Here is a 15,949-nt window from a genome sequence, read left to right on the forward strand (position 1 = left end):
GTCTCTGTTCCTGTGCTCTTGGGCAAGGGTTTATAGGGAAGATGGAATCACGCCGCGTCCAGCAGATAAGGCGTGCCTGCGCGCTCGCAGATGGCGCGCAGGCGCTCGGCCAGCGCGGCGGGTATGGGGATGCCCTCGCGCAGCCGGCGCGCGCGCTCGGCGGCTTCGGGCTCGCCCGCCACCAGCACCGGTTCGTCCGGATTGGCGGGCGGCGTATCGTGCATGGCGTCGATCATGTCGTCCATGTCGGACTCGAACGAACCGGCCGCGCGGAACGCGTCGGGGTTCAGGGCCAGGAAGAAATGGCCCACGTCGTCGGGCTCGCCCGGACGGCGCGTCGGGGCGCGGCGCGCGGCGAAGGCGCTGCCGCTGAGCGTGCCGCCCAGGATCTGCGCCATCATCGCCAGGCCGTAACCCTTGTGGCTGCTCATGGCGGCGGTGCCGCCCAAGGGGGTCAGGCCGCCCTCGGGATGCTTGAAGATGAACTGCATGGCGGCGGCCGCATCGGTGACCGCCCCGCCCTGCCCGTCGACCGCCCAGCCCGGCGGCAGCGGCTGATCCAGGAAGTCATAGACCTTGACCTTGTTGGCGGCCACGGTGGTGGTCGCCATGTCCAGCAGAAACGGCTCGTTGTAGGCGGCCGGCGCGCCGAAGGCGATGGGGTTGGTGCCCAGCATGGGCATGGCGCCGCGCGTGGGCACCATGATGACGCCGTTGGCGCTGCTGGTCACCAGTCCGACCACGCCGCGCTCGACCGCCATGCGCGCATAGACGCCAGCCGCGCCGAAGTGATGCGAATTACGAACCGACACGGCGCCCACGCCATGCTCCAGCGCCTTGTCCACGGCCAGGTTCATCGCCTGCGCCGCCACCGGATAGCCCAGGCCGCCCATGCCGTCGATCAGCGCGCTGGCGCCGCCGTCGCGCAGGATCCGCGGCCTGGCGTCCAGCCGCAGGCTGCCGGCGCGCAGCTTGTCCTCGTAGGCCGGCAGCATGGAGATGCCGTGCGAATCGATGCCCAGCAGGTCGGTGCGCGCCATCAGGCCCGCGGTGATGTGCGCCAGATCCTGCGCCATGCCCCATGCCATCAATACCTGCAGGATCTGCTCGCGGACCTGCTCCACCGGCACGTCCGCCGCTATGACTCCGTTCCCTGGCACTCTGGTCTCCTGTGGTTCTGGTTCGGTCGCGGCGGGCGGGCGGCGAAGATCAATCGCGCTCGCGGTCCACCAGCCGGTGGCGGGCCTGGCCCAGGTGGAACTGCATGGCGACGCGGGCGCGCTCGCTGTCCTGTTCGCGGATCGCGTCCAGGATCGCCGCGTGCTCGTCCACCACGCGCTGCGCGCGCTGGCGCGAACCGGTACGGGTCAGGTTCAGGGTCAGGCGCATGAAGCCGCTGATGGATTCGTGAATGCTTTCCAGCACGCCCAGATAGAAGTCGTTGCCGCTGGCTTCGGCGATGCTGGCATGGAACGCCAGGTCGGCCTCGGCCGATACCTGGCCGCGCGCCAGGCTGTCGGCGAAGGCCGCATGCGCGTCCGCGATCTTCCTGAGCTGCTCGTCGGTGCGGCGCAGCGCCGCCAGGCGCGCGGCGTCGCCCTCCAGCGCCACCCGCACCTCCTGGGCCCGCAGATAGGCGCTGACGTTCTGCACGTCGTTGAAGGTCTTCAGGCGCGGCGCGGGCGCGTGGCTGACGAAGGTGCCCAGCCCCTGGTGCGCGGTGATCAGGCCGTCGGCGCGCAGCCGCAGCAGCGCCTCGCGCACCACCGGCCGCGACACGCCGAAGCGTTCGGAGATCTCGTTCTCGGAAGGCAGCTTGTCGCCCACGTTCAGTCCGCCGGACACGATCTGCTCGAAGATCTGGCCGTAGAGCTGGTCAGCCAGGCGGACCCGATGCCCGCGTTCGAGCACCAACGCACCCGCGGCGTCGGATTCGGCGGGCGCCTGCGGCGCAGGCGCCGGTGTTGCTTTGGGTCGGGCCACGAAACCTCCTCGATGCTATGGCGCAGTCCGCAATGGCGGGACAGCGCTCATCGTACCGTCAATGCGCGCGCCCCGGCCCGCTTGCGGGTTCACGCGGCGGCCGCCTCCCGGTCCCAGGCCGCCAGGGCCCGCGCCACCGGCGCCACGCGCTCGCGCTCGGCGGCGGAGATGCCGGTCAGCAGGGGCAGCATCGGCCCCATGTCCGCCACGCCCGACAGCGTCACGGCATCGTGCAGCACGCGGATGGGGCTGATGCTGTCGCGGCAGTCCTCCAGGCCCAGGTACTGCTGGCGCACGGCTTCGGCTTCGTCGTAGCGGCCGTCGCGCAGCAGATGCAACAGGCGCATCGAGCCTCGCGGCGCCACGCAAACCGAGCCCGAGGTAAAGCTCTTCAGGCCGAAATCGCGGTAGTGCACAATGGCCGGGCGCTCGCCGATGCCGCTAACGACCCAGCGCGCGTCCACCGCCTGCAGCAGCGACGACAGATACGTGTCCTGCGACGGGTCGTCGCGGACCACGGCGTACTTGAAGGCCACGATGCGGCCCTCTTCGATCAGGCGCGCGGCGCTTTCCGGCGCCAGGTAGCCGGACGACTTGATGTAGATCACCGCAGGCTTGCCCAGCGCGTCCGTGAAGCGGCGCACGCCTTCGGCCAGTCCCGCGTCCGTATAGGGAAAGGACATGGGCAGCAGCATGGCCGTGGGAAAGGCGCGCGTACGCAGGATCGCCGCCTGATCCATCATCTTGCCGTAGTCGGGCCCCACCGAAGGCAGGATCCAGGTGTCCGCACCCGCCAGTCCGGCCAGCATGTCGACGATGCGCGCGTACTCGCCCACGCCCACGTTATAGAAATTGGCATTGCCGCCATACATCACGTTGCGCACGCCGCCCGCTTCCAGATGGCCGAGCAAGGCCTTGTTGGCCGCCTCGTTCAGCGAAAGATCGTCGTGGCGCGCCAATGGCGGCACGGCAATGACCGAACGCTGCAAATCCTGCGCGGTGACCGGGGAGGTTTTCATGGGCGGGGGCTCCTGGCTGATCCAGCTATCGGGTGTAGGGGTTCGAAAAAGTATACTTGGTTGACAAGCACAAGCTCAATACATATATTTGTTTTACAAGTAGTCAGGCAGCAAAACGCAGGGCGCCGCGGGGTGCCATGCGGCTTCAAAGCCTCGGGCCATGCCAGGGGCGGAATACCCCCAGAAACGATGCGCGGCCACGCGCACACCGAGGAGACGAGTTCCATGCATGCAGCCCCTGCGCGAGGCCGGTCCGTCCTGTCCGCCCTGTCTACCGCCGTCCTGACGGCAGCCGCCTTGCTATTGCCAGCCGCGCCGGCGCTGGCCGGCTACCCCGAGCGCGACGTCAAGATCATCGTGCCTTTCCCGGCCGGCGGCACCACCGACATCGCGGCGCGCATCGTCGCGGCCGAACTGGGCAAGACCTGGAACAAGGCCGTGGTGGTGGACAACAAGGCGGGCGCCGGCGGCAACGTCGGCACGGCCGAAGCCGCGCGCGCCGCGCCGGACGGCTACACCCTGCTGATGGGCACCGTCAGCACCCATGCCATCAACCAGTCCGTCTATGCCAAGCTGCCCTACGACCCCGTCAAGGACTTCGTGCCTGTGACCCTGGTGATCCCGGTGCCCAACATCCTGGAGCTCAACCCCGCTTTCGCCGACAAGCACGGCATCCGCACGGTGGCCGACCTGATCAAGTACCTGAAGGCCAATCCGGGCAGCGTCAACATGGCGTCCACCGGCAACGGCACTTCCACCCATCTGTCGGGCGAGCTGTTCCAGAACATGACGGGCACGCGCATGACCCATGTGCCCTACAAGGGCAGCAGCCCGGCCCTGACCGACGTGATGGCCGGTTCCGCCGATCTGATCTTCGACAACCTGCCGTCCTCCATGGGCTTTCTCAAGAGCGGCAAGCTGCGCCCGCTGGCGGTCACCAGCGCCCAGCGCTCGCCCGCCCTGCCCGACGTGCCCACCATGGCCGAGGCCGGCGTGCAGGGCTATGACGCGTCCAGCTGGTTCGGTCTGCTGGCGCCCGCCGGCACGCCGCAGGCGGTGGTCGACAAGATCCAGCGCGACGTGGCCGCCGCCCTCAAGCTGGAATCGGTGCGCGCGCAGTTGCAAGCGCAGGGCGCCACACCGTCCGGCAACACCCCGGCACAGTTCAAACAGTTCATGGCGCAGGAGTCCGCCAAATGGGCGGAGGTCGTGAAGAAATCCGGCGCCAAGGTCGACTGACCCCAAGCCGATCCGGGCCCGTCCGCAACGCGTGGGCGGCGGGCTCTTCACCAGCACGCGAACCAGGAGACACCATGAACAAACTGATGAGCGCCGCGGCCATGGCAGCCGCCGTCGCCGCGGGCGCCGTGCTGCTCGGGACGCCCGCAGCGCAGGCCGCCGGCTATCCCGACAAACCCGTCACGATGATCGTGCCCTTCGTGCCAGGCGGATCTTCCGACATCACCGCGCGCTCGGTCACGCCAGGGTTGACGAAGATCCTGGGACAGACCTTCGTGGTCGAGAACAAGCCTGGCGCCAACAGCGCCATCGGCGCGCAGGCGCTGGCCCGCTCCACGCCCGACGGCTACACCATGATGGTCGGCTCCATCGGCACCTTCGCCATCAACGAGGCGCTGTACAAGAACCTGTCGTACAACCCCAGCAAGGATTTCGAATACCTGACCCAGGCGGTGCGCAATCCCAACGTGCTGGTGGCCGCTCCCGCATTTCCGGCCAGCACCGTCGCCGAACTGATCGAGTACGCCAAGAAGAATCCGGGCAAGGTGTCCTATGCCTCCTCGGGCACGGGCTCGTCGGACCACCTGTCGGCCGTGCTGTTCCGCCAGCGCACCCAGAGCACGGGCGTGGACGTGCCCTACCGCGGCGGCGGCGCGGCCATCGCCGACCTGATCGGCGGGCAGGTCAACGTGTCGTTCCAGAACCTGGGCGCGGTCCAGACCCACATCAAGGCCGGCAAGCTCAAGGCGCTGGCCATCACGGGCGACGCCCGCGCCGCCGACCTGCCGGACGTGCCCACGCTGGCCGAGGCCGGCATCAAGGACATGGTGGTGTATTCCTGGCAGGGCTTCGCGGTGCCCAAGGGCACGCCCGCGCCCGTCGTCCAGCAACTGTCCAAGGCGTTGCAGACCGCGCTGCGCGATCCCCAGACCGAAAAGACCCTGCAAGGCCTGGGCTTCGAGGTCGTGGCCAACACGCCGCAGCAGTTCACGGCGTTCCAGCAGGCCGAGGTCAAGCGCTGGAAGGACGTCATCCAGAAAGCCAATATCCAGCTCGAGTGAGGCCGCGATCAGACTGCAGGGTGCCCCTGGCGGGCATCCTGTCAGCCTGGTTCAAGGCCGGATCAAGTAGCATCAACGTTTTGCCACCCACCTGTACGACAACATGACCACCAAGCATCGCATCATCCAGGTCGGCTCGCTGGCCGGTTCCCCCTACGCCAACAAGACGCTCGCGGACCGCTACGACGTCGTCGAACTATGGAAGTACCCGGACCGCAAGGCGGCGCTGGCCGAGCATGGCAAGGGCATCACCGCCGTCGTCACGTCCGCCACCTTTGGCGCCAACGCCGAACTCATCAACGCCCTGCCCGACCTCAAGGCCATCTGCAGCTGGGGCGTGGGCTACGAGACCATCGACGTCCAGGCCGCCAAGCAACGCGGCGTGCAGGTCAGCAACACCCCCGACGTGCTGACCGACTGCGTCGCCGATCTGGCCTGGGGCCTCTTGATCGCGGGCGCGCGCCACATGGGCCAGGGCGAACGCTTCGTGCGCGCGGGCCAGTGGGGCCAGGTGCATGGCGGCATTCCGCTGGGCCTGCGGGTCAGCGGCAAAAAGCTGGGCATTGTCGGCCTGGGCCGCATCGGCGAGGCCATCGCCCGCCGCGGCATGGGCTTCGACATGGACGTGCGCTACCACAACCGCCGCAAGCGCGATGACGTCGAGTACGGCTACGAGGCCTCGCTCACCGATCTGGCCAAGTGGGCCGACTTCCTCATCGTGGCCACCGTCGGCGGTCCCAGCACGCGCCATCTGGTGAACCGCGAAGTGCTGGAAGCGCTGGGCCCCACGGGCATCATCGTCAACATCGCGCGCGGCCCCGTCATCGACGAAACCGCGCTGGTCGCGGCCCTGGAAGCGGGCAAGCTGGGCTGCGCCGCGCTCGACGTGTTCGAGCACGAGCCCAAGGTGCCCGAGGCGCTGCTCAAGACCGACAAGGCGGTGCTGCTGCCGCATATCGGCAGCGCCACGCTGGAAACCCGCATGGCCATGGAGAACCTGATGCTGGAAAATCTGCAAGCGTTCTTCGAAACCGGCCGCGTGATCACGCCGGCGGAGTAAGCCCGCCATCCGCCGCGGCCCCGGCCGCGGCGCGCCCATGAAAAAGCCTCTCGGCGCCCATACCGAGAGGCTTTCGACTTTCCGGCCCCCGCGGGAATCGGAAGTCGTTTACGCAAAGGAACTATCAGGCCGCAAGGCCCGTCGCGATTACTTCGCCGGCGTCGCGACGCCGGAATGCTCCGTCTTCGCGGCCCCTCCCGACTTGCCCGCCGCCGGTTTGGCGGAGGTCTTGTCGGACTTGTGATGCTTGTGCTGCGCCTGGGTCTTGGTTTCACCCGTCTTGGACGTGGCATCGGCGCCCGCCGCAAACGCTGTAGGCGCGGCGGCAAGACCGAGGCACAAGGCCGAGGTGGATAGGAACGCAGCAATACGGGAGTGAGTCGTCATTTCATGAACTCCTGAATGTAAAAGGACCGGGATCCTTTTTTCGACACGGGGCGGCAACATCGCCGCTTTACCCGTTCCCGTTTGAACGGGACCCATCCAGAAGGTTCAGCGCGGAACCAGAAAATTGCGGTCGCTAACGCTTCGAAATATGGCGCGGACGGTTCAGCTCTCGAAGGCCAGCAGCGCCACGGTAGCGAACAGCATCAGCGCGAAGCAGGCTCTCAGCTTGCGTTCAGGCAGCCGGTACGCAAGCTTCACGCCGATGGGCACGAACAACAAGCTGCCCAGGGCCAAGGGTACGCCCACCAGCCAGTCGGCCTGCCCTGCCCAGGTGTAGGTGATCAAGGCGATGAAGGAACCCGGTATCACCATGCTCAGCGCAAGCGCCTGCGCGGTAGTCTGCGGCAGCCGGAACACGGTGGTGATGATAGGCACGGCCAGCACCGCGCCGCCCACGCCAAAGAAGCCGCCCAGCGTGCCGCACAGCATGCCCAGTACGCTGGCGCGGCGCGGCGTGAAGACCGGCGCCGCGCCCTTGGCCGCAGGCTTGCGCGCGGCGGCGGGACGCGAGGCGCGCCAGGTCTGCCAGACATAGAACAGCGCGATGAAGAACAGGAACACGGCGAAGCTGCGGCGCAGGATGCCGGAGTCTATGCCCAGCGCCAGCTGCGCGCCGACCCAGGTGAACACCACGGCGCCGGCGGCGCCCGCCAGCGCCACGCGCTTGTCGATGCGGGTCTGCTGGTTGTACTTGCGCACCGCCATCATGATGGTGGGCAGGACCATGATCAGCGCCGTGCCCTGCGCCAGCTGCTGCGACATGCCCATCAACAGCACCAGCGCGGGAATCGCGATCAGGCCGCCGCCGATGCCCAGCACGCCGCCCATGAAACCGATCAAGCCGCCGGCGGCCAGGCACGCGGCGATAACTAACAGACTCACGTCTTGCTCCAGCAGGCCCGGCCTGTGGCAGGCCGGGCTATCAAATTACCGATACCAATCTGCGCAGGCGGCCGGCATCCGCCGGCGCCAGCGTCAGCGCAACTTGTCCAGCGCGGCGTCCAGCCGGTCCACCGCCCAGATCTCCAGCCCTTCGATGGGCTGGCGCGGCGCATTGGCCTTGGGGATCAGGGCGATCGAAAAGCCCAGCTTGGCGGCTTCGCGCAGCCGCTCCTGTCCGCGCGGCGCGGGCCGGATCTCGCCCGCCAGCCCCACTTCGCCGAAGGCGATCAGGCCGCGCGGCAGCGGCTTGTCGCGCAGCGAGGACATGATGGCCAGCAGCACCGGCAGGTCGGCCGCAGGCTCGGTGATGCGCACGCCGCCCACCGCGTTGACGAAGACGTCCTGGTCGAAGGTGGACACGCCGGCGTGCCGGTGCAGCACCGCCAACAGCATCGCCAGGCGGTTGCCCTCCAGGCCGACCGTGAGCCGGCGCGGGTTGGGCGCGTGCGAGCTGTCCACCAGCGCCTGGATTTCCACCAGCAGCGGGCGCGTGCCTTCCTGCGTGGCCATGACGCAGGATCCCGCGACCTGCTGCTCGTGCTGCGACAGGAACAGCGCGGACGGATTGGCCACGCCGCGCAACCCGCGGTCCGTCATGGCGAAGACGCCCAGTTCATTGACCGCGCCGAAGCGGTTCTTGAAGGCCCGCACCAGACGGAACGAGGAATGCGTGTCGCCCTCGAAATACAGCACGGTGTCGACGATGTGCTCCAGCACCCGCGGCCCGGCCAGCGCGCCGTCCTTGGTGACGTGGCCGATCATGACGATGGCGATGCCCGTCTGCTTGGCCAGGCGCGTGAGCTGCGCAGCGCATTCGCGCACCTGCGAGACCGAACCCGGCGCCGCGCTCAGCTCACTGCTGTACAGCGTCTGGATCGAGTCGATCACGGCGACAGTGGGCTTCTGCTCGGAGACCGCCGCCTGGATCGACTCCAGCCGGATCTCGGCCAGCAGGTTGACGTTGCCGGTCTGCAGGCCCAGGCGGCGCGCGCGCAGCGCCACCTGCTCGGCGGATTCCTCGCCCGTGACGTACAGCACATTGGTGACTTCCGACAGCGCGGCCAGCGCCTGTAACAGCAGGGTCGACTTGCCTATGCCCGGATCGCCGCCGATCAGCACCACGGCGCCGGCCACCAGGCCGCCGCCCAGCACGCGATCGAACTCTTCCAGTCCGGTGGGCTGGCGCGGCGTTTCGCGGGCTTCGATTTCAGACAGGCTGCGCACCGGGCTGGCGGCCGCCAGCGGCGCATAACGGTGCGAGGCGGCGGCGGGGGCCGACGACTCCACGGTTTCTTCCAGCGTGTTCCAGGCGTTGCAATGCGGGCATTTGCCCTGCCACTTCGGGGTGGTGCCGCCGCAATCGGAGCACACGTATACGGTTCGGGATTTGGCCATGCGCGAAAGTGTACCGGCAAGCCAGGGCTGCGGCGCGCGTCAGGCGCGCGCATTCGTCCCGGCGCGCACCATGACGGTGCGCCTATCTGTCATTCTGCTTTCAAAAACAGGGACAAGCTGAAGTTACATGATGCAAACTCAAGAAATTCTCTGGCGGATTTCTCCAGATCGCGCATAATCATCAAGTGCAGCGCATTGACGAACCGTCCGGCCCAGGGCGGCATACCTGCAACCGTACGCCCCAGGGCGCGGATGCGGGAATCGCGGCGCAATCACCCTGCGGCTTTCCAGGAAGCCGCCTAAACCGGAACAGGACCCGAGCCACGACGAGACCGCCGGACCACCGGCGCGGCGTGCGTAGAGGTCAGACGCGGATGCGCCTTGCCACCAGGCGTATGCGCGAGGAGTACGCGCATGAGCATTACCTACCGCCCCCCTTTCGACGAAGACGATGAACGGGAGCTGCGCGCCTTGTACCGTAGGCATGGCCCCGCGGCCAGTCCCGAACTGGACGCCGCGGTGCGCCGCAGCTGGCATCCCGGCCATAGCTGGCACCCGGCCTGGGGCGCAGCCGCCTGCGCCGCCATGGTCTTCGGCCTGTTCGCCTGGACCGAAATGCGCGAAGCCCAGGACTTTACCGAGCAAAACACGCCGGTCATCGCTCCGCACGAAATAGGGACAAGCTCCGAACGCTCGCCCGCCCTGCTTTCCACGCCGGCGGAAGCGCCCGCCGAACAGACCGCGCCCGTCACCGAGCGCGTGGCCGCGCCACCGCAGGAAGCCGCGCCGCAAGCCGCCCCGGCCCAGGAAGCCGCCGCCGCGGAACAGCCGGCCGCCGAGCCTGCCGCGCCGGAAACGCCTGCCCTCAGCGACCAGGACATCGAAGCCCGCGTGACCCATATCCGGGCGCTGGTGCGCGAGGAACAGCCGCAAGAGGCCATACAGGCGCTGCGCGAATTGCAGCAGGCTGCCCCCGATCTGGAGCTGCCCGACGACCTGCAGGAACTGGCTCAGCAGATCCCGTCCTGACCGCCGCTGCCCATCGGCGCCGCGCTTTGCGCGGCCGATGGGTGCGCATGTCCGATATCAACCGGCGCAGCTCGGCTTCTTGCTAACATAGCCGCCATGAGTCCGAGCTTCCACCACCGCAATCTGCCCCATCTGCTGCTCTACGCGCGCGAAACCTTGATGGCGCATTTCCGCCCCATCCTGCACGCCGCAGGCGTCACCGAACAGCAATGGCGGGTCCTGCGCACGCTGAGCGAGGTGGGCTCCATGGAACCCAACCAGATCGCCCGCACCTGCCAGATCCTCAGCCCCAGCCTCACCCGCATGCTGGCGGGCATGCAGGAACAGGGCCTGATCAAGCGCGCGCGTTCCAGCGCCGACCAGCGCCGCCAGGAAATTTCGCTGACGCCCAAGAGCAACAAGCTCATCGACCGCATGCGGCCGCAAGTGGATGCGAAATACCAAGAGATCGAGGCCAGGATAGGCAAGGAATTGCTGGACCGCCTGTACCGCGACGTCGACACCATGGTTGAACTGATCAAGCGCGAGCCCGCCGACCCGCGCGCCTCCGAGGAAGAATGATCAGGCCGGCACGGGGAAGATCGCGTTGATCTGCCCGGTGCCGGAACTAGCGAAGTAGTCCGTCACGATCTCCACCGGCTGGTCGTAGCCGTCCCAGCCCAAGAGGCCCAGCAGCATCGCGGTATCGTGCATGCCGCCCTCGCCCACGCACAGGTCGGCGTATTCGGGCAGCATGGCGCAGAAGGTTTTCCAGTCCCCCTGGCGCCACAATTCCACCACGCGCAAGTCCACCTGCCGGAAGAACTCGCGGCTGATCTGGTGCATGGCGGCCTCGGGGCTGCCGTTGTCGTTGAAGCGATGCGATAGTGAACCGCTGGCCAGCACCGCCACGCGGCTGTCGCTGGCCTCGATGGCCTGGCGCAGCGCGGCGCCGAAGCGCCGGCTATCGTCCAGCGAGTGCCAGGCGCACCAGGCGGCGACCGATACCACGTTGAAGTGTCCGTCGCCGTTCATGTAGCGCATGGGCACCAGGGTGCCGTACTCCAGTTCCAGGCTGTCGATTTCGTGCGAGCGCGTGCCTACGCCCGCGGCGTTGGCGCATTCGGCGATGCGGCGGCCCAGCTGAGGATTGCCGCGGTAGGCGTAGTCCATGTCTTTGATGAAATGCGGCAGCTCGTTGCTGGTGTAGCGGCCCTTGAAGCCGCTGTTGCAGTTCACGTGATAGCCGCCGTTGACCAGCCAGTGCACGTCCAGCACCACGATGCTGTCCACTTCCAGGTCGCGGCAACGCTGGCCGATGATGCGGTGTCCCTGGATCGCGGCCTCCCTGCAGCCCTGGTGCTTGCCAGGCAATTCCGAAAGATACATGGACGGCACATGCGTTACCTTGGCCGCCAGCGCGAGCTTGCCCATGATGCTAGTCTCCTCGTTCTTGTCAGTCCGGACCGGGCTCAGACGCCCCATCTGGGGATGTGGTGGCTGCCCATGGACACGCACACGTTCTTGATTTCGGCAAAGACCTCGTAACTGTATTCGCCGCCTTCGCGTCCCGTGCCGGATTCCTTGGTGCCGCCGAAGGGCTGGCGCAGGTCGCGCACGTTCTGGCTGTTGATGAATACCATGCCGGCTTCGATGCCACGGGCCAGGCGGTGCGCGCGGCCGATGTCGCTGGTCCAGATGTAGGACGCAAGGCCATACTTCACGTCGTTGGCCAGCGCCAGGCCCTCGGCCTCGTCCTTGAACGGCAGCAGGCAGGCGACCGGGCCGAAGATCTCTTCCTGCGCGCAGCGCATGCGGTTGTCGACGTCGGCCAGCACCGTGGGGCTGACGAAATTGCCGCCCGACAGATGAGCCGGCAAGCCGGCGGGCCGGTCCACGCCACCCGCGAGTATGCGTGCCCCCTCCTGCTCGGCCAGACGGATGTAGCCCGTGACCTTTTCCCAGTGCTGGCGCGTGATCATCGCGCCCACATGGGTATCGTCATCGGTCGGGTCGCCTACCGCCAGGCGCCGCGCGCGTTCGGCGAACCTGAGCACGAACTCGTCGTAAATGGTCTGCTGGATGAAGATGCGCGAGCCCGCGGTGCAGCGTTCGCCATTGAGCGAGAAGATGGTGAAGAGCGCCGCGTCCAGCGCCCGTTCCACGTCGGCATCGTCGAAGATCAGCACCGGCGATTTGCCGCCCAGCTCCATCGAGTACTTCTTGACGCCGCCGGCGCTGGCCAGGATCTTCTTGCCGGTCACGGTGCCGCCCGTGAACGAGATCGCGCGCACGCCGGGATGGCGCACCAGCGCGTCGCCGGCGGTGGCGCCGTAGCCCTGCACCACGTTCAGCACGCCGGCCGGAATACCGGCCTCCAACGCCAGCATGCCCAGCTGGTCCGCCGTCAGCGGCGAGAGTTCGGACATCTTCAGCACGGCGGTATTGCCCAGCGCCAGGCACGGCGCGGTCTTCCACGTGGCCGTCATGAACGGCACGTTCCAGGGCGACACCAACGCGCACACGCCCACCGGCTGATACAGCGTGTAATTCAGCATCTGATCGTCCACCGGGTAGGTGTGGCCGTTCATACGTGTGCAGACCTCGGCGAAGAAATTGAAGTTTTCCGAGGCGCGCGGGATCAGTTGCTTGCGGGTCTGCGAAATCGGCAGACCGGTGTCGCGGGTTTCCAGTTCCGCCAACTGCGGCACGTTCTGGTCTATCAGTTCGCCTAACTTGCGCATCAGGCGGGCGCGTTCCTTGGCGGGCGTGTTGGCCCACTTGGGAAAGGCCTCGGCCGCGGCCGCGACAGCCGCGTCGATTTCGGCCTGCCCGCCGGCGGCCACCTCGGCGATCGCCTCGCCCGTAGCCGGGTTGCTGGTGATGAAACGGTCGCTGCTGTCGACCTGCTTGCCATTGATCCAGTGCTTGATGCTCACGCGCGGCTCCTCGTCCCGATTGCGCCGGATCGGCCGGCGCAAATTTTATTAACACGTTAACGTTATGCTTGCCGGACGATGCTGTCAACGCCGGGAAAGCCCCAGGCGATGCCAAGCGCCGAAACCTTCTGGCGGATTGTTGTTACCGCGGTTTTTCATTAATATAGTTAACATGATAATTACATTCAGTGGAGCAAGGCCATGCCCCATATCTGGATCGAATACTCGGGCAATCTGGCCCTGGATACGCAGGCCCTGATGCGGACCGTGCAGGACGCCGCCGTGGGCGACGGCAGCCTGTTCCCGCTGGCCGGCGCGCGCACCCGTGCGCTGCGGGTGGACGACTGCCTGATCGTCGACGGCCATCCCGACAATGCCTTCGTCCACGTGGTGCTGCGCATCGGCCACGGCCGCAATGCCGAACAGAAGGCCGCGCTCGGCGAACGGGTGTTCCAGGCGCTGAGCGCCGCGCTGGCGCCGCAGATGGCGGCGCGCCCGCTGGGTATCTCGATGCAGATCGAGGAAGCCGACCCGGTGCTGAACTACAAGCTCAACAACTACCGCGAACACCTGGCCGCGCGCGCCATGGCCGCCGCAGCGCCTTGGCCGAGGACCGTGGTGGGCGCGGCGCTGAACACGCGCCAGGCGCTGGCCGCGCTGGGCGATGCCGTGGATTCCGCTCCCTATAAGGCCGCTCCCAAGGCGCCGGTGCTCTATATCAAGCCCGCCAACACCTACGCCCGCAATGGCGACGTCATCACCCTGCCCGCCGACGTGGACGCAGTCGAAGTGGGCGCCTGCCTGGGCGTGGTGTTCGCCCGCCGCGCCACCCGCGTCAGCGAAGCCGAGGCGCTGGATTACGTGGCGGGCTACCGCGTGGTGGCCGACCTGTCGGTGCCGCATGCCAGTTACTTCCGCCCGGCGCTCAAGCAGAAATGCCGCGACGGCTTCTGCCCCATCGGCCAGGATCTCGCCCCCGCGGCCGCCGTCGGCGACCCTGGCTCGCTGGACATCGAAGTGCGCATCGACGGCCAGGTGGCGCAACGCGCCAGCACCGCCGACCTGATCCGTCCCCTGGCGCGGCTGATCGCCGACGTCACCCAGTTCATGACCTTGGAAGCCGGCGACATCCTGCTGGCAGGCGCCCCTCACGGCGCGCCGCAAGCCCGCGCCGGACAGCGCTACGACATCCGCATCGCGCGGGTCGGCGAACTGGGCAATTCGCTGGCCGCCGCCCGATAAGCACAGGAGCCCGTCATGAAACATGCCCGCATCTCCCTGGATGGCGTGATCCACGCCGCCACCGAAGCCGGCCCCGGCCAGGTCCGCCTGGCCGACGGACGCGTGTATGCCGAAGACGCAGTCGACTGGCTGCCGCCCTTCGAACCGCGCACCACTTTCACGCTGGCCATCAACTATGCCGACCACGCCAAGGAACTGGCCTTCAAGGCGCCCGATGAACCGCTGGGGTTCCTCAAGGCCGCCAACACCTTCGTCGGCCACCGCGCCCGGACCTTGCGCCCCGCCGACGTCGCCTTCATGCACTATGAGTGCGAGCTGGCGGTGGTGATAGGCAAGACCGCCAGCAAGGTCAGCCGTGCCCAGGCTTATGACTGCGTGGCCGGCTACATCGTGGCCAACGACTACGCGCTGCGCGACTACCTCGAAAATTGGTACCGCCCCAACCTGCGCGTCAAAAGCCGCGACACCTGCACGCCGCTCGGCCCCTGGCTGGTGGACCGCGACGACGTGCCCGACCCCATGAACCTGAACCTGCGCACCACCGTCAACGGCGTCGAGACGCAGCGCGGCAACACCCGCGACATGGTGTTCGACGTGCCCGCGCTGATCGAGTACTTCAGCAGCTTCATGACGCTCTCACCCGGCGACCTGATCCTGACGGGCACGCCCGACGGCATCGTCAACGTGCAGCCCGGCGACGAAGTCGTGACCGAAATCGAAGGCGTGGGGCGGCTGGTCAACACGCTCGTCCCCTACCCCGACTGATTCCACTACAACTCCACTACACCTGGAACCCCGATGCTAGACAAAGATACCGTGCGCGCCATCGCCGCGCGCCTGCACGAAGCCGAACGCACCCGCCAGCAGATCCACCAGATTTCGCTCGAGTACCCCGACATCACGATCGCCGACGCCTACGCCATCCAGCGCGCCTGGATGGACATCAAGCTGGCCGAAGGCCGGATCAAGCGCGGCCACAAGATCGGGCTGACCTCGCGCGCCATGCAGCAGGCCTCGCAGATCGACGAACCCGACTTCGGCATGCTGCTGGACGACATGTTCTTCAATGACGGCGCGGACATCCCCGCCGGCCGCTTCATCCTGCCGCGGCTGGAGGTCGAACTGGCCTTCGTGCTGGGCAAGCGCCTGCAAGGCCCCAACGTCACGCTGTTCCAGGTCTACGACGCGGTCGACTACGTGGTCCCGGCTCTGGAAATCATCGACGCGCGCTCGCACAGCATCGACCCCGACAGCAAGCGTCCGCGCAAAGTGTTCGACACCATCGCCGACAACGCCGCCAACGCCGGCGTGGTGATGGGCGGACGGCCGGTGAAAATCGGCGACCTGGACCTGCGCTGGATCGGCGCCATCCTGTCGCGCAACGCCGTCATCGAGGAAACCGGCGTGGCCGCGGGCGTCTTGAACCATCCCGCCAATGGCGTAGTATGGCTGGCGAACAAGCTGGCCGCCCACGACGTGGCGCTGGAAGCCGGAGAGATCATCCTGTCGGGTTCCTTCACCCGTCCAGTGCTGGCTCGCCCTGGCGATACCTTCAACGTCGATTACGGCGTGCTGGGTTCCGTCAACTGCCACTTCATCTGACCGCGGCTCCAT

General features: G+C 67.3%; 17 protein-coding genes. 8 read left to right on the top strand and 9 right to left on the bottom strand.

Features of this window, described 5'->3' with window-relative positions:
• Nucleotides 1-47 precede the first annotated feature (47 nt).
• The 3 genes from AXYL_RS20595 to AXYL_RS20605 form a co-directional block, all read right to left on the bottom strand.
• Nucleotides 48-1,088 carry an Ldh family oxidoreductase gene (locus AXYL_RS20595; RefSeq protein ID WP_413772875.1) on the bottom strand — a complete coding sequence of 347 codons (1,041 nt, stop codon included), beginning with the start codon at nt 1,086-1,088 and terminating at the stop codon, nt 48-50.
• 121 nt (nt 1,089-1,209) lie between these two features.
• Entirely contained in the window at nt 1,210-1,983 is a 774-nt protein-coding gene (locus AXYL_RS20600; RefSeq protein ID WP_013394790.1) for a FadR/GntR family transcriptional regulator, read from the bottom strand.
• An 89-nt stretch (nt 1,984-2,072) separates the two neighbouring features.
• Nucleotides 2,073-3,002, bottom strand: coding sequence for a dihydrodipicolinate synthase family protein (locus AXYL_RS20605; protein ID WP_013394791.1), 930 nt, complete (start codon nt 3,000-3,002; stop codon nt 2,073-2,075).
• 225 nt (nt 3,003-3,227) lie between these two features.
• Here AXYL_RS20605 and AXYL_RS20610 point away from each other — a divergent pair, with 225 nt between their 5' ends.
• The 3 genes from AXYL_RS20610 (at nt 3,228) to AXYL_RS20620 (ending at nt 6,362) form a co-directional block, all read left to right on the top strand.
• Nucleotides 3,228-4,241 (top strand): tripartite tricarboxylate transporter substrate binding protein, encoded by a 1,014-nt coding sequence (locus tag AXYL_RS20610; RefSeq protein WP_013394792.1) that lies wholly within the window; start codon nt 3,228-3,230, stop codon nt 4,239-4,241.
• Between the two features lie 74 nt (nt 4,242-4,315).
• Complete coding sequence (locus AXYL_RS20615) at nt 4,316-5,302, top strand: Bug family tripartite tricarboxylate transporter substrate binding protein (protein WP_013394793.1); 987 nt, start codon at nt 4,316-4,318, stop codon at nt 5,300-5,302.
• Nucleotides 5,303-5,405: 103 nt separating this feature from the next.
• Nucleotides 5,406-6,362 carry a 2-hydroxyacid dehydrogenase gene (locus AXYL_RS20620; RefSeq protein WP_013394794.1) on the top strand — a complete coding sequence of 319 codons (957 nt, stop codon included), beginning with the start codon at nt 5,406-5,408 and terminating at the stop codon, nt 6,360-6,362.
• 147 nt (nt 6,363-6,509) lie between these two features.
• On the opposite strand, the gene AXYL_RS20625 is transcribed toward AXYL_RS20620, so the two are convergent.
• The 4 genes from AXYL_RS20625 to AXYL_RS34915 form a co-directional block, all read right to left on the bottom strand.
• Complete coding sequence (locus AXYL_RS20625) at nt 6,510-6,749, bottom strand: hypothetical protein (protein WP_013394795.1); 240 nt, start codon at nt 6,747-6,749, stop codon at nt 6,510-6,512.
• A gap of 162 nt (nt 6,750-6,911) precedes the next feature.
• Nucleotides 6,912-7,691 carry a sulfite exporter TauE/SafE family protein gene (locus tag AXYL_RS20630; RefSeq protein WP_013394796.1) on the bottom strand — a complete coding sequence of 260 codons (780 nt, stop codon included), beginning with the start codon at nt 7,689-7,691 and terminating at the stop codon, nt 6,912-6,914.
• A gap of 93 nt (nt 7,692-7,784) precedes the next feature.
• A complete protein-coding gene (radA, locus tag AXYL_RS20635) occupies nt 7,785-9,146 on the bottom strand; it encodes a DNA repair protein RadA (RefSeq protein ID WP_013394797.1) in 1,362 nt (453 codons plus the stop codon).
• An 89-nt stretch (nt 9,147-9,235) separates the two neighbouring features.
• On the bottom strand, nt 9,236-9,418 hold the full coding sequence (locus AXYL_RS34915) for a hypothetical protein (protein ID WP_148260621.1): 183 nt from the start codon (nt 9,416-9,418) through the stop codon (nt 9,236-9,238).
• A gap of 142 nt (nt 9,419-9,560) precedes the next feature.
• Here AXYL_RS34915 and AXYL_RS20640 point away from each other — a divergent pair, with 142 nt between their 5' ends.
• On the top strand, nt 9,561-10,175 hold the full coding sequence (locus AXYL_RS20640) for a hypothetical protein (RefSeq protein WP_013394798.1): 615 nt from the start codon (nt 9,561-9,563) through the stop codon (nt 10,173-10,175).
• Nucleotides 10,176-10,271: 96 nt separating this feature from the next.
• Nucleotides 10,272-10,736, top strand: coding sequence for a homoprotocatechuate degradation operon regulator HpaR (gene hpaR / locus AXYL_RS20645; protein ID WP_013394799.1), 465 nt, complete (start codon nt 10,272-10,274; stop codon nt 10,734-10,736).
• Here hpaR and hpaD read toward each other — a convergent pair whose 3' ends face one another.
• Entirely contained in the window at nt 10,737-11,588 is an 852-nt protein-coding gene (gene hpaD, locus AXYL_RS20650; protein WP_013394800.1) for a 3,4-dihydroxyphenylacetate 2,3-dioxygenase, read from the bottom strand.
• A gap of 38 nt (nt 11,589-11,626) precedes the next feature.
• Nucleotides 11,627-13,093, bottom strand: a complete 1,467-nt coding sequence (gene hpaE / locus AXYL_RS20655; RefSeq protein WP_013394801.1) for a 5-carboxymethyl-2-hydroxymuconate semialdehyde dehydrogenase — start codon at nt 13,091-13,093, stop codon at nt 11,627-11,629.
• A gap of 201 nt (nt 13,094-13,294) precedes the next feature.
• Here hpaE and AXYL_RS20660 point away from each other — a divergent pair, with 201 nt between their 5' ends.
• Genes AXYL_RS20660 through hpaH form a run of 3 tightly spaced genes read left to right on the top strand, consistent with a single transcriptional unit; the run spans nt 13,295 to nt 15,937 of the window.
• Complete coding sequence (locus AXYL_RS20660) at nt 13,295-14,335, top strand: fumarylacetoacetate hydrolase family protein (RefSeq protein WP_013394802.1); 1,041 nt, start codon at nt 13,295-13,297, stop codon at nt 14,333-14,335.
• Between the two features lie 15 nt (nt 14,336-14,350).
• Entirely contained in the window at nt 14,351-15,100 is a 750-nt protein-coding gene (locus AXYL_RS20665) for a fumarylacetoacetate hydrolase family protein (RefSeq protein WP_013394803.1), read from the top strand.
• A gap of 33 nt (nt 15,101-15,133) precedes the next feature.
• The gene (gene hpaH / locus AXYL_RS20670) at nt 15,134-15,937 is read left to right on the top strand and encodes a 2-oxo-hept-4-ene-1,7-dioate hydratase (protein ID WP_013394804.1); all 804 of its coding nucleotides are present in this window, start codon (nt 15,134-15,136) and stop codon (nt 15,935-15,937) included.
• Nucleotides 15,938-15,949 lie beyond the last annotated feature (12 nt).

Source organism: Achromobacter xylosoxidans A8, from assembly GCF_000165835.1.
In the GTDB taxonomy this organism is placed as follows: Bacteria; Pseudomonadota; Gammaproteobacteria; order Burkholderiales; family Burkholderiaceae_B; genus Achromobacter; species Achromobacter xylosoxidans_B.

Coding starts and splice junctions, on each gene's coding strand:
- AXYL_RS20595 (WP_413772875.1), bottom strand. CDS start 1,088: ATGGCATGGGGCATGGCGCAGGATCTGGCGCACATCACCGCGGGCCTG.
- AXYL_RS20605 (WP_013394791.1), bottom strand. CDS start 3,002: ATGAAAACCTCCCCGGTCACCGCGCAGGATTTGCAGCGTTCGGTCATT.
- AXYL_RS20610 (WP_013394792.1), top strand. CDS start 3,228: ATGCATGCAGCCCCTGCGCGAGGCCGGTCCGTCCTGTCCGCCCTGTCT.
- AXYL_RS20615 (WP_013394793.1), top strand. CDS start 4,316: ATGAACAAACTGATGAGCGCCGCGGCCATGGCAGCCGCCGTCGCCGCG.
- AXYL_RS20620 (WP_013394794.1), top strand. CDS start 5,406: ATGACCACCAAGCATCGCATCATCCAGGTCGGCTCGCTGGCCGGTTCC.
- AXYL_RS20625 (WP_013394795.1), bottom strand. CDS start 6,749: ATGACGACTCACTCCCGTATTGCTGCGTTCCTATCCACCTCGGCCTTG.
- radA (WP_013394797.1), bottom strand. CDS start 9,146: ATGGCCAAATCCCGAACCGTATACGTGTGCTCCGATTGCGGCGGCACC.
- AXYL_RS20640 (WP_013394798.1), top strand. CDS start 9,561: ATGAGCATTACCTACCGCCCCCCTTTCGACGAAGACGATGAACGGGAG.
- hpaR (WP_013394799.1), top strand. CDS start 10,272: ATGAGTCCGAGCTTCCACCACCGCAATCTGCCCCATCTGCTGCTCTAC.
- hpaD (WP_013394800.1), bottom strand. CDS start 11,588: ATGGGCAAGCTCGCGCTGGCGGCCAAGGTAACGCATGTGCCGTCCATG.
- AXYL_RS20660 (WP_013394802.1), top strand. CDS start 13,295: ATGCCCCATATCTGGATCGAATACTCGGGCAATCTGGCCCTGGATACG.
- AXYL_RS20665 (WP_013394803.1), top strand. CDS start 14,351: ATGAAACATGCCCGCATCTCCCTGGATGGCGTGATCCACGCCGCCACC.
- hpaH (WP_013394804.1), top strand. CDS start 15,134: ATGCTAGACAAAGATACCGTGCGCGCCATCGCCGCGCGCCTGCACGAA.